The sequence below is a fragment of the Paenibacillus haidiansis genome, assembly GCF_036553665.1.
GTDB classification, from domain to species: Bacteria; Bacillota; Bacilli; order Paenibacillales; family Paenibacillaceae; genus Fontibacillus; species Fontibacillus haidiansis.
In genome coordinates, this window is the sequence record NZ_JAZHPZ010000005.1 from 346,431 (window position 1) to 360,144 (window position 13,714).

9 protein-coding genes are annotated in these 13,714 nt (G+C 51.8%); 8 read left to right on the plus strand and 1 reads right to left on the minus strand.

Going from position 1 to position 13,714, the window contains the following annotated elements:
- Nucleotides 1-14 precede the first annotated feature (14 nt).
- The 8 genes from V3851_RS13135 (at nucleotide 15) to V3851_RS13170 (ending at nucleotide 12,041) form a co-directional block, all read left to right on the plus strand.
- The gene (locus V3851_RS13135; RefSeq protein ID WP_331846990.1) at nucleotides 15-1,826 is read left to right on the plus strand and encodes a sensor histidine kinase; all 1,812 of its coding nucleotides are present in this window, start codon (nucleotides 15-17) and stop codon (nucleotides 1,824-1,826) included.
- A 5-nt stretch (nucleotides 1,827-1,831) separates the two neighbouring features.
- Nucleotides 1,832-3,370 carry a response regulator gene (locus V3851_RS13140; RefSeq protein ID WP_331846991.1) on the plus strand — a complete coding sequence of 513 codons (1,539 nt, stop codon included), beginning with the start codon at nucleotides 1,832-1,834 and terminating at the stop codon, nucleotides 3,368-3,370.
- 123 nt (nucleotides 3,371-3,493) lie between these two features.
- On the plus strand, nucleotides 3,494-5,182 hold the full coding sequence (locus V3851_RS13145; RefSeq protein WP_331846992.1) for a type 2 periplasmic-binding domain-containing protein: 1,689 nt from the start codon (nucleotides 3,494-3,496) through the stop codon (nucleotides 5,180-5,182).
- A gap of 83 nt (nucleotides 5,183-5,265) precedes the next feature.
- Nucleotides 5,266-6,225 carry an ABC transporter permease gene (locus V3851_RS13150; protein ID WP_331846993.1) on the plus strand — a complete coding sequence of 320 codons (960 nt, stop codon included), beginning with the start codon at nucleotides 5,266-5,268 and terminating at the stop codon, nucleotides 6,223-6,225.
- 2 nt (nucleotides 6,226-6,227) lie between these two features.
- Nucleotides 6,228-7,181 carry a carbohydrate ABC transporter permease gene (locus tag V3851_RS13155; RefSeq protein WP_331846994.1) on the plus strand — a complete coding sequence of 318 codons (954 nt, stop codon included), beginning with the start codon at nucleotides 6,228-6,230 and terminating at the stop codon, nucleotides 7,179-7,181.
- 3 nt (nucleotides 7,182-7,184) lie between these two features.
- Entirely contained in the window at nucleotides 7,185-8,741 is a 1,557-nt protein-coding gene (locus V3851_RS13160; RefSeq protein WP_331846995.1) for a glycoside hydrolase family 43 protein, read from the plus strand.
- Between the two features lie 15 nt (nucleotides 8,742-8,756).
- Nucleotides 8,757-9,770: an endo-1,4-beta-xylanase gene (locus V3851_RS13165; protein WP_331846996.1), complete on the plus strand. Its 1,014-nt coding sequence runs from the start codon at nucleotides 8,757-8,759 to the stop codon at nucleotides 9,768-9,770.
- 198 nt (nucleotides 9,771-9,968) lie between these two features.
- Nucleotides 9,969-12,041, plus strand: a complete 2,073-nt coding sequence (locus V3851_RS13170; RefSeq protein ID WP_331846997.1) for an alpha-glucuronidase family glycosyl hydrolase — start codon at nucleotides 9,969-9,971, stop codon at nucleotides 12,039-12,041.
- A 56-nt stretch (nucleotides 12,042-12,097) separates the two neighbouring features.
- Here V3851_RS13170 and V3851_RS13175 read toward each other — a convergent pair whose 3' ends face one another.
- Nucleotides 12,098-13,714 (minus strand): mannitol dehydrogenase family protein, encoded by a 1,617-nt coding sequence (locus tag V3851_RS13175; protein ID WP_331846998.1) that lies wholly within the window; start codon nucleotides 13,712-13,714, stop codon nucleotides 12,098-12,100.

Here is a 13,714-nt window from a genome sequence, read left to right on the forward strand (position 1 = left end):
ATGGTGCATAGATCATGAAAAAACGCTTTAGATTCCGGTCATTCATTAACGATATTCCGCTGAATTATAAATTTATACTGATCTACGTGATCGGTGTACTGCTGCCTATTGTGGTGATCAACATCGTGTTTCTGGACCGGATGACCGGAATTATCAAGGAACGGGAGGAGCAGAACCTCGAAATCTCGCTCGAACGGGCCAGAAAGGATATTCACGATTTCATCGACGGCGGGGTGGCGGTCAGCCATGCACTCAACACGGACAAGATGCTGTATGAAACGCTGGACAGAACTTACGAAAGTCCGGTCGAGTTTTACGAAACGTTCGACGAACAGCTGCGCAACCGGGTCACAAATTACATACCGGTCAACAATCAAATTCAGAGAATCAGCATCTATACGGAGAACGAGACGATCGTACCCGGCGGAAATTACCAGGTGCTCGATGCCGAGGTGAGGAACAGCGACTGGTACCGGCTGTGGCAGCAATCGACGTCCCCTGTGCTGGTGGCGGCCTACCGGGCGACCCAAGCCAATAGCGCCACCTTGACGGGGCCATATCTCAGCGTAATTGAGAAGATGGATTACTTCGATACTTACAGTACGTATGGCAAACTGCTTCGGATCGATATCGACTTGAGCAAAATTTACGATGTCATCGTGCGGGAGCAGGCTTATTTAAACCTGTACCTGGTCAATGAGCATAATGAAATCATTATGTCCGCGGACAGCGGCTACCAGCGGGGGGTTACCGACGACTATCCGGTTTTTCGGCTTACCGATAATGAGAGGAACAAGGACATTCACGCCGTCTCTATCGGAACGGCCAGCTACGTAAAGGGCTGGAAGCTGGTCGGCGTAACGCAGGGGAAACGGTTATCCAGCGCTATGCTCGATATGCAGCTTTATGTGGGATTTATTGCAGCCGTCATTACGCTGTTTTCGCTTATATTTATTTACATCATGCTAAGATCCTACAATTACCGGGTGAAGCGGCTGTCCCGCCACATGCAGAAGGTGACCAACGAGAAATTCGACCTGATTCGGATCGACGAAGGAAACGACGAGATCGGCGGCTTGATCCAGAATTTCAATATCATGACGTCCCGGATCAACTCCTTAATCAACAACGTATACAAGCTTGAGATTCAGAAGAAAAATTTGGAGATGGAGCAGGTGCGGGCGGAACTGAACTTTTTGCAGAGCCAAATGAATCCGCATTTTCTGTTTAACACCTTGAATGCCATTCTGGTCGTCTGTACCAAAAACAATTATTCCGATGTGACCGATATTATCAAAAGCTTGTCCAAGCTGCTCCGGAGACTGCTTAGCTGGAAAGAGGACATCGTGACGCTGGAGGAAGAAATTTTATTCATCGAAATGTATCTCAAAATCGAAAAATTCAGGTTCCGGGACAAGTTCGAATACGAGCTGGATATCGACCCGGAGGCACTGCATTACAAAATACCGAAGATGAGCATCCAGCCGCTGGTGGAAAATGCATGCAAGCACGGCATCCAGGCGGTAGAGGGGAAGGGCGTCGTCAAAATCGGCGCTTTGGTATCCGACGGCTGCCTCTGCGTTTCGGTCCAGGACAACGGCAAAGGCATCGAGCCGGAAAAGCGCCGAGAGATGCTTATATCCATGCGCAGCGAGAGTACGTCCGGCACCAGTATCGGTATCCGTAATGTATACCGGAGACTTGAACTGTATTACGACGACCTCGTCCGCTTCGATATCGACAGCAAACCTTATCAGGGAACGACGGTGTCTTTCAAGATCCCGATCAGGCTGCTGGAACATCAGGATTACCCGCAAGGAGAGTGACGGATATGAGATTTAAAGTGCTTTTGATCGACGACGAGCCCGGCGCTTTGGAAGGCATGCAGTTGTGGATCGACTGGGAGGAGCTTGGCTTCGAAGTTTGCGGCATCTGCTCCAACGGCGCGGAGGGGCTGAGAATGATGGCGGAGCTTTCGCCGGATTTGGTCGTCACCGATGTGAATATGCCGCTGATGAGCGGCCTTGAAATGATTGGAGAATGGCAGAAGAACGGAACCAAAAAAATCAGCTTCGCCATTATCAGCGGATACAGTGAGTTCGAATATGCGAGGAAAGCGATGCGTTACGGGATCACGCATTATTTGTTGAAACCGGTCGAGGCGGAAGAAGCCGCTGCCGAGCTGCGCGCGATTTACAGCGAACTGCTGGATGAGGCGGAAGAACAGCAATGGAGCGAAATTGCCTCATTGGAGGAGCAGGTCTCCTTGATCAGACAACTGCTCGAGGACCGCTCCGGCCAGGAAAGGGAATATCCGGACAGTCTAAGCGCGTTGTCATCGGGCCGGGAGGCATGGAACATCTGCCTGATTCAAACCGAGCCGTCCACGTACGCTGAACTGAGGGGGATTTTGACGGATTTGATTTCACAGGAGAAATCGATGTTTCTGGTCGATATGGAGATGAACCGTTTCGGCATCGTGTTCGGATATTCGCCGGATCAAGGGCAGGCGGACGATGCATGCCGGGCGCTTGCCGAACTTTCAGTGCGGTACGCTGCTCACCGGGTGTTTATGGCCACCGGCGCCCCGGTGAAGTCGCTCTTGCGTCTTGCAAACTGCTATAGAACCGCGGAAGAAGCTTTGAAATTCAAGTTCTATGACCCCGATTACGCCGGGGTCATTTCTTACGCTTCAATTGAAAACAGGAATTTTCAACACCACTACGACCCGATCCGGTTGGTGGATAACGTGATGGAGGCATTGACTCTTTTGAATGCCGCCAATTATCACGAAACGATCGCGGCCGCGGCAGACCTGTTTCGTGAACTGCCGCTCGCGCCCGAAACGGTCAAGAAGACAGTCTTTCATTTAATGTACAAAATGAAAGACTATCTGGAGGATTCCCTCGGCAAGGAGGCGTCGGCAACGCTGGCCAACTATGATTTTTCCTTTTTGGCCGATTCGGTGATGAACCTGAACGATTTTATGAACCTGTTGCTGAACTTCGGTCTCGAATGCATCGATCTGCTCAGCCGGGAGCAGGCGCTTAAATCGCAGGGGATTGTGCAGGAAATCAACGAGTACATACGGGAGCATTACCGGGAAGGGCTAACGATTAAAAAGCTGGCCGAACGTTTTTATTTGCATCCGGTTTATTTGGGGCAATTGCTCATGAAGAAGAATGGGGTCGGATTCAACGAATGGGTGCATAACCTCCGGATCGAGGAGGCCTCCCGGCTGCTTCTGGAAAACAAGTATAAAAACAGCGAAATCGCGGAGCGGGTAGGCTACGTGAACTATAGCCAATTCCTGAAACAGTTCGAAAAACGGATGGGAATGTCTCCGGGCGAATATAAAAACAGGAACTAAAGTTTTTAGGGGTAATGCTTTAATTGTGTTATAGTTCGCTTTTGGCAGCGCTTTTACAATAAAGATAAGTCGATGAAAGGGCTTACACCCTGGAATGGCTAAATCATTACGGAGGTGCTTTAAATGGGGGGCAAGAAGAAATCGGTACTCCGGTTCAGCATGATGTTGCTGCTTTCGCTCGGCCTGGTCTTGTCGGCTTGCGGAGGCAACAATAAGGAAGCCGCCAACGGAAACAATGGACAGGCAGCCGGAGAAAATACCGCGAATGGGGTTGAGCCGTTTGAAATTTCGGTTTTTATCGGTGAAGCCGGCCAACAACCGACACCTGACAACAAGATTTACAAAATGATAAAAGAAAAAACGGGAGCATCCTTTAAATTCGAATTCCTGGCAGGCGACATCGACCAGAAGCTCGGTGTTATGATCGCAGGCGGCGATTATCCGGACATGATGACAGCGAACCAAAAGCTGACAGCTGCCGGGGCATTTATCCCGCTCGAAGATTTGATTGAAGAACATGCTCCAAACCTGAAGAAACATTATGAGAAGTATTGGAACATGATGAAGGATCCTAATGATGGTCATATTTACAATCTTCCAAACTATGGCGCGACTAATGCAGACGTTAACTCTTCCTGGTATTCTGGCCCAGCCTTCTGGATTCAAAAGGACGTATTGGCAGAGGCAGGATATCCACAAGTTAAAACATTGGATCAATACTTTGACCTGATTAAACAATACAAGGAAAAGCATCCGAATATCGACGGAACCCCGACGATCGGCTTTGAAATTCTGAACTATGACTGGAGAAACTGGGGTCTGTTCAACGCACCGCAGCATTTGATCGGTCATCCGAATGATGGCGGTGTAGTCGTTAAAGACGGCAAGGCGGAAATTTTTGCCGACAAGGACTATGCCAAACGTTATTATCAAAAACTCAACGAAATGAATGCTCTAGGTATCATCGACAAGGAAACCTTTACCCAAAACTTTGACCAGTATATGGCCAAAATTTCTAGCGGCGCCGTTCTGGGTATGTTTGACCAGCACTGGAACTTCCAAGATGCAGAGAACGCGCTGATCACGCAGAAGAAAGATAATAGAACTTATGTCGGCCTTCCGCTTGTGTTTGATGAAGGCACCAAGGATCATTACAAAGATCGCCCGGCTCTGAACCTGAATAACGGTTTGGGGATTACAGTCAACGCATCCGAAGAACAAGCTGTGAGAATTATTAAGCTGTTGGATACATTGATGCAAGAAGATTGGCAAAAAATCTTGTCCTGGGGTATCGAAGGGGAAGATTATATTGTCGAAAATGGCCGCTTCATGAAAACACAAGAGCAACGTGATGTGTTTACCGATGCAACCTGGAAGCTTGCGAATAAAGCTGATGCTTACTTCAAGTTTGCTCCAAAAATGGAAGGCTTATTCTCGGACGGCAACGCCACCGATGCCGCCGCTCAGCCTGAAGAAATGCTGGCTGCTTTGAGAGAGTATGACAAGAACTTCCTTGACCAATACGGATTCAATACTTATGTTGACTTCTTCAGTCCGGCTCCAGAGAACGATATTGCTTACCCGGCATGGTCTGTTGACCTGGTAGACGGATCCGAAGCCAAGATCGTCAATACGAAGCAAAACGAATTGTCCACGAAATATTTGCCGAAAGCCATTCTTGCAAGTCCGGCCGAATTTGACGGTGTCTGGGATGAGTACGTCAAGGAGATCGGAAAACTCAACATCAAGGCTTACGAAGATCGGATCAATGAAGTGCTGCAATGGAGAAAAGATACCTGGACAGTGAAATAAAGTTTTGGCTTTAATCGGAAAATGGAAGGCATTCGTGAGCCTTCCATTTTCCGAAATAAATAGGTTTTGGGGAGAAAAAAACTATGGATCAGACCTTGAAGAAAGATCGAGCCGTCCGGAGGTCGAAAAAAGAAAAGAAAATCACCTGGTCCCTCATCAAGGATCAGCGCCAGCTGATTTATATGTCCGTACCTCTGTTGGCATATATCGTGTTATTCGCCTATGTTCCGATTTGGGGCTGGACGATGGCTTTTCAGGACTACAAACCGGCTAGGGATTTTAGCGAGCAGAAATGGGTAGGGTTTAAGCATTTCGAGTTCCTTTTTAAAGACGACAGTTTTTTGCAGGTGCTTCGTAATACGCTGGCCATGAGTGTCATCAACCTGATTCTCGGCTTTGTGACCGCCATTATATTGGCGTTATTGCTGAACGAAATCAAAAAAATATTTTGGAAAAGAACCGTACAGACGATTTCCTATCTTCCGCACTTTCTGTCCTGGATTATCGTAACCGGGATTGTGGCGACAAGCTTGGCTTCGGACGGAATAGTCAATGATCTCCTGATGAAGCTGCATCTGATCAAGGAGCCGATCCAATGGCTCAGTGAAGGCAAGTACTTCTGGGGAATCGTCGGAGCGTCGCATGTTTGGAAAGAAGTCGGCTGGAATACGATTATATATTTGGCCGCGATGTCGTCCATCGATCCGGCGCTTTATGAAGCCGCCGATATTGACGGCGCAAGCCGCTACCGGAAAATGTTCCATGTAACTTTGCCGGGCATTAAACCCACGATTATTATTCTGTTGATTATGCAGGTTGGCCACATTCTGGAAGCGGGCTTCGAAGTTCAATACTTGCTTGGCAACGGTCTTGTTGTCGACTGGTCGCAAACGATTGACATTTTCGTACTGAAATACGGGCTCGCTCAAGGAAACTATTCATTAGCAACTGCTGCCGGTATATTTAAAACGGTCGTTAGTGTGACGTTGCTCCTAATTGCAAACGGAATCTCTAAACGACTAGGGGAAGAGAGGCTGTTATAGTTATGGCAAATCAAACCATCATCCCTGGGCCAGCATCAGCTGCCGCAGTGACTAGACCGGTCGTAAGAAGAAGACTTGAGCCGATCCTTTTTAATACTTTTAATACTCTTTTTATGATAGGCCTTGTTATTGTCACGTTATATCCCTTCCTGAATACGATTGTTGTTTCCTTGAATGCGGGGAACGATACGATTCGAGGCGGAATATATCTCTGGCCGAGAGAATTTACTTGGCAGAATTACAAGGCGGTATTCGCTTCGGGAACGATATATGACGCGTTCTGGATTTCCGTAGCAAGAACGGTGCTTTCGACACTGCTGAATCTAGGGCTAACCACCATGTTGGCTTATACGCTGAGTCGTCGGGAATACGTATTCCGCAAACCGATCACCTTGATTTTTATTCTGACAATGTACTTTAACGCCGGTTTGATTCCGGGATACTTCCTGATGAAGGACCTGCATTTGCTTAATACGTTCTGGGTTTATGTCATCCCATCGATGATCAGCGCATTTAATATGATCGTCATCCGGACTTATATCGGAACGATTCCGGAAAGCTTGGTCGAATCGGCAAGAATCGACGGAGCCGGAGACTTTAAAATCTTCATCCGGATCATCTTCCCGCTTTGTAAACCGGTGTTGGCTACAATTGCACTGTTTGTAGCCGTAGGCGCTTGGAACTCCTGGTTCGATGCATTCATTTATACTTCGTCGCATCAAGAACTGAGTACTCTGCAATATGAATTGATGAAGCTGTTATCATCCAGTATGAACGCGAACGGTAACCCTGCGGTGTCTAACGGTGTCGGAATGACACAGGGTTCCAGCATGGTAACGCCGATTTCGATCCGTGCTGCGGTAACGGTAGTAGCGTCCGTACCGATTCTGCTGGTTTATCCGTTCATGCAAAAATACTTTGTTGTTGGACTGAATGTCGGCAGCGTGAAGGAGTAAGACATGACGAAAAATTTAATTGGTTATTCTAACCCGGTTCTTCCGGGATTCTACCCCGACCCGAGCATCGCTCGGGCCGGGGATGACTTTTATATGATCTGCAGCTCGTTTGAGTATTTCCCGGCCGTGCCGATCTTTCACAGCCGGGATCTGGCGCATTGGGAGCAAATCGGCCATGTGCTGGACCGGGACAGCCAACTGGATCTTCGCGGCCGCCGCAGCTCGGACGGCATCTATGCGCCGACGCTGAGATACCATGAAGGCACGTTCTATATGATTACGACCGATGTACGCGGGATCGGCAATTTCTACGTGACGGCCAAAGATCCTGCCGGCCCCTGGTCGGATCCGATTAAAGTGCCGTACGGCGGCATTGACCCGTCCCTGTTCTTCGACGATGACGGCAAGGTTTACGTGACCGCCCAGCAGGGCGCGGATTACGACTCCCATGCGATCCAATACGAGATCGACATCGCCACGGGGAATGCGTTGTCGGAGCCGGTAGTCATTTGGAAGGGGGACGGCGGTCCCTGGACGGAAGGTCCCCACCTGTACAAAATAAAAGGCATGTACTACATTATGACGGCTTCGGGCGGCACCGCGAAGGACCACCGGGAAATCATCGGCCGCAGCGCGAGCCCCTACGGGCCGTTCGAGTTGTATCCGCATCCGATTCTGACGCACCGGGGGATAGAGCATCCGATTCAGTATTTGGGCCACGCGGATCTGGTGGAGGCTCCAAACGGCGACTGGTGGGCCGTATTCCTCGGTGTCCGGCTCGTCGATTCGGGATACAGCGTACTCGGCCGGGAGACGTTTCTCGCTCCCGTAACCTGGAATGACGAGGGATGGCCGATGATCGACAACAATGAAGGCACCGTAAATCTGGAAATGAGCGTGCCGCGGCTGCCGGGGAAACCGGAGGAGACGATGTCCGCGCCGACGGCCGTTTTTGAAGGCAAGGATCATTTCGAAGGGCCGGAGCTTCCGTATGGCTGGACCTTTCTCCGCAACCCGGCGAAGGACAGCTGGTCTTTAAGCGAGCGGGACGGCTGGCTCAGCTTGCACGGACAATCCGCCGGGCTGAACGACGTCGGCCGGGTTGCTTTTGCCGGAAGACGCCAGCAGCATGTGCAGTCGGAATGGAGCACTTTGCTTGAATACGCCACGATCGGTGACGGCGAAGAGGCCGGGCTTTGCGCCAGAAGAGATGAAGACGCCCACTATGAAATCTTCTTGAAGCAAGAGGGAGGCCGGAAGTCCGTCGGCGTCAGATTGACCGCGAGAGGCGAATCGAGAATGGCGGCCGAGGTTCCGGTCGAGACGGACCGGGTATATCTGAAAATCCGGACAAGTGTTACCGATTATGAGCTGCTATATTCTATGGACGGGCAGGAATGGGTTCCGCTCGGCGGAGGATCCGCCCGGGCGCTGTCCCCGGAAGACTTCGTGAACAAGATGTGCTTTACCGGTGTGGTTATCGGGTTATATGCCAGCGGGAACGGCAAGCCCGCTTCCGGGGCGGCTCAGTTTGACTGGTTCGAGGCCCGGATTGGATAAAGGAGAGGCAGAGATATGAATTCATTGGAACAAACAGCGGCCGCACTCAAGGACCTGTTTGCTGACGATTTTCGGATCGGAGCGGCGGTCAATCCCTGCACGATCCGTACCCAGGAGAAGCTGCTGGCTCATCATTTCAACAGCATTACGGCGGAGAACGAAATGAAATTCGCCAGCGTGCATCCGCGGGAGGACCTCTACACCTTCGAGGAAGCGGATCAAATCGCGGACTTCGCCCGCAAACACGGGATGGCTCTTCGCGGGCATACGCTGGTGTGGCATAACCAGACCACCGATTGGTTGTTCCGTGACCGGCAGGGCCGGCCCGTGAGCAAGGCCGTGCTGTTTGAACGAATCCGCTCGCACATTCAAACAGTGGTCGGACGCTACAAAGATGACATTTACGCCTGGGATGTTGTGAACGAGGTCATTGCCGACGAGGGCGAGCAGCTGTTACGCTCATCACTGTGGACGGACATCGCCGGGGACGAATTTATCGCTAAAGCGTTTGAATACGCGCACGAGTCCGATCCGAACGCTTTACTGTTTTATAATGACTATAACGAATCCCACCCTCATAAACGCGATAAGATTTATACACTGGTCAAGTCGCTCTTGGATCGGGGCGTTCCGATTCACGGCATCGGCCTGCAGGCGCATTGGAACCTGTACGACCCGTCGCTGGACGACATCCGGGCGGCGATCGAGAAGTACGCCTCCCTTGGATTGCAGCTTCAACTCACCGAACTGGACATGTCGGTTTTTCGTTTCGACGACAAACGGGCCGATTTGACCGAGCCGGCTCCCGGCATGCTGGAACGGCAGGCGGAGCTTTACGAAGCGGTATTCAAGCTGCTTAAGGAATACCGCGATTGCATCGGTTCGGTCACGTTCTGGGGAGCCGCGGACGATTACACCTGGCTTAGCGACTTTCCGGTTCAGGGACGCAAGAACTGGCCGTTTCTGTTTGATGAAGGGCACCGGCCGAAGCCGGCCTACTACCGGGTGGCCGCTCTCACCGGCAAGTAAATTCAATAAAAAAAAGGAAAACCCCTCGAATGTGGGGTATTTCTTTTCTTAAGATATCAGAAAGTATAAGTTTCGGAGCATCCGCTTCCTGATATCGCAAGAAAAACTACCGCTGAATGCGATCTGGCTTCTTAGAGAGTACGTCGATAGACGTTTTTCTTATAATGTAATTAGGACATTGCGGGAGGAGTTTGGAAAATGGGGACGGAAAGTGCATTGTATAAAGCATGGCTGCAGTACACTGAACTAAAATCGCCTGAGCTTCGCAATTTGTACAAGGGGATACTGAAGCGCGTCGTGGTGGAAGGAGGAGTTTCGGGGCTCCCTCCGGCCGCCGTTCGGGAGCTTTCGGCAGGCGCGAAGGCGATGCTGGGCGCAACTCCCGAATTTATGGACCAAATTCCAACGGACGACGAAGGGCCTTATCTATGGATTCGGCTTCATTCGGACGAGGATTCTTCCGGTGCTGACCGGCGGAGATGGGAAACCAAGCGGGCTTCCTATTCGCTCAAATACGTCTTATCCGCGAAAGAAGAGCGGCTTGAACTCACCGCTGCCTCGAAAACAGGAATGATCTACGGCATTTTCCACCTGCTTCGGGGAATCGCCCTCGGCTTCAAACCGGCACAATGGGCCATTGAGGAGCATCCGGCCAACCAACTACGGATGATCAATCAATGGGACAATGCGGACGGTTCGATTGAGCGGGGGTATTCGGGAAGATCTATTTTTTATACGGACGGGGAGATTGTCAAAGATTTGGGACGCGTGCGCGATTATGCGCGGCTTCTTGCCTCGGTGGGGATCAACGCGATCTCGATCAACAATGTGAACGTTCATGAGGTGGAAACCGGGTTTATTACCGAGGAAGGGCTTCCCGAAGTGGCCCGGGTGGCGGAAGTGTTCCGGGATTACGGAATCGCGCTGTTCCTCAGCATCAATTTCGCGGCTCCGATCGCGGTGGGAGGACTCGATACCGCCGATCCGCTTGACGAGGGTGTCCGGGAATGGTGGAAAGAGGCGGCCGGGCAGATTTACCGGCATATCCCCGACTTCGGCGGCTTCGTTGTGAAAGCGGATTCGGAGCACCGCCCCGGTCCGTTTGCCTATGGGCGGGATCATGCCGACGGGGCCAATATGCTGGCCGATGCGCTTGAGCCTTATGGCGGGCTCGTGGTCTGGCGCTGCTTCGTCTACAACTGCATGCAGGACTGGCGGGACAGAACCACGGACCGGGCGCGGGCCGCTTACGACCATTTCAAGCCGCTTGACGGCAAGTTCAAGGATAATGTGCTGCTGCAGATCAAGAACGGGCCGATGGATTTTCAGGTGCGGGAGCCGGTGTCTCCGCTGTTCGGGGCGATGAGCGCCACCAATCAGGTCATCGAGTTCCAGATCGCGCAGGAATACACCGGGCAGCAGCGGCATTTATGCTATCTGGTTCCGCAGTGGAAGCAGGTGCTGGATTTCGATACGCATGCGGCCGAAGGCGGCAAGGGCCAAGTGAAACAGATCGTGTCCGGTTCGCTGTTCGGCATGAAGTACAGCGGCGTGGCCGCGGTGTCCAACATCGGGGACGACGAATGCTGGACCGGCCATCCGCTGGCACAGGCGAATTTGTACGGCTACGGACGCCTGATCTGGAATCCGGACCTTTCCGCCGAGGAAATTGCGCGGGAATGGGCGCAGCTTACGTTTGGAAGCGATAGGGACGTGGTCGACAAAGTGACGGAAATGCTGATGGCTTCCTGGCCGATTTACGAGAGCTATACGGCACCTTTAGGGGTGGGCTGGATGGTTGTGCCGCATTACCATTACGGTCCCGATGTGGACGGTTACGAGTATTCCCGCTGGGGGACTTACCATTTTGCGGACCGTGACGGCATCGGCGTAGATCGGACTTTGGCGACGGGCACCGGATACGCCGGACAATATTTCAGCCCGAACCGCGAGATGTACGAGTCGCTGGAAGAATGCCCGGACGAGCTGCTTCTTTTCTTCCACCATGTTCCTTACGGACATGTGCTGCATTCCGGCAGAACCGTCATCCAGCATATTTACGACACGCATTTCAGCGGGGCGGAAGCGGCGGACGGCTTGCGGGAAATTTGGGCTTCGCTCGAAGGGCGCGTGGATGCGGCCCGTCACAAGGCCGCCGCGGACCGGTTCGCGGAGCAGGCCGAACACGCCAAGCATTGGCGGGATGTTATCAACACGTACTTCTACCGCAAATCCGGGGTGCCGGATGAGCATGGAAGAACCATCTATTAAATAACAAGCGGCCTGAGGGTGATCCCTTCGGGCCGCTTTTTTTGGCGCCTTACAACCTATTTCATGTACTTTTCCAGCGTGCTTCGAACCGCTCCCGGGCCGGCCAGCATTTCGTGGAACATGGATTCGATTTTGCCGCCCAGGCCGATTTCATAAAGCCGGACTCCGCCGAAGAGCTTGTCGTCTTCGAGAATTTTGCGCACATTCGAGCTCCGGTCGCCCAAGGCCGTACCCTGCAAATGCCCCTGCAGCGTATCCAGCAACGGGTCCGGGCTGAGCGTAAACGAATCGCCCCGATCATTCACTCCGAGCAAATAACGGCACCAGGCGGCAATAGCCAATGGAATGGCGGTCAAATCCGCCGGATTCAGATCATCCCGGCGAATATAGGACTTGATCGTTTCGCCAAAGCGAATGCCCACCTTCTGGGAGGTATCCGTAGCAATTCGCTGCGGGGTATCCGGAATATACGGATTGGCGAACCGCTCTTGGAGTACTTCATCGAGAAATTGCCTCGGGTGGATAATGCCGGGGTCCACCACGACCGGCAGTCCTTCCCGATAGCCGATGATTTCGACGAATCTGCGCAGCGTATCGTCTTTCATTTCATCCGCAATCAGCGTATACCCGAGCAGGCAGCCGGAAACGGCGAGCGCGGTATGCAGCGGATTGAGGCAGGTCGTAACTTTCATCGTTTCGATTTTGTTGACAGTTTCCCGGTCGGTGAAAATAATGCCCGCTTCCTCAAGCGCCGGACGCCCGTTCGTAAATTTGTCTTCGATGACCAAATATTCACTGATCTCCGCATTCACGAACGGCGCGGTGTATGTATTCTTGGGAGTTACGATAATTTCCATTCCGGAAAGACCCAGCCCGGTTAAGGCGGATTGAACCTTTTCCGATGGCCGCGGTGTAATCTTGTCGATCATGGATAGCGGGAAACTAATTTTGTTCTCATCCTGAAGATACTTAACGAACCCTTCTTCCACCAGTCCGTTCCCGGCCCATCCTTTCGCGATGGTCAGCACGCTGTCCTTCAATTTGTCGCCGTTACGGGAGCAATTATCCATGCTTACAAAGGTCATCGGATATTGGCCTTTCAAATAACGCCGATAAGCAAGGGAAGCGGCGATGCTCATCACATGGACAGGCTGGTCGGGTCCGTTCGCTAAATCCTTCTCCACAACGGGAAGGTAATTCCCGTCCGGGCCGTTCAGGGCGTATCCTTTTTCCGTGATCGTGAAGCTGGCCATTTGCAGACTTGGATTCTCAAACACTTCAATCAGACGATCAACGTCAACGTCGCCCCGCCGGTTCATGTCTGCACCAAGTATCTCCGTGATGCTGCCGACCACGTTCTTCTTAAACTCGCCGCTCGCACTCATTAATACAAGCAGCGTTAAATTGTCATAAGGTTTGAAAACCTGGTCGATCACTTCAAAATCGAAGGTCTTCACCGCGATGATGCCGGTATCCGCTTTTCCGCTATTCAGCAGTTTTTGATGGGCGTTGGCCACAAACCCGCGGAAAATATTGCCTGCGCCGATATGCACCCATTGCGGTTTGATCTTCGTGTTATTCGCAACGGCATCCAGATCAAATTGAGGAAGCTCGATGCCTGCGGCCTCCCACGCTGCCTTGTCAGAAAGTCCCTCCCGGTTCAACTGCAGCAT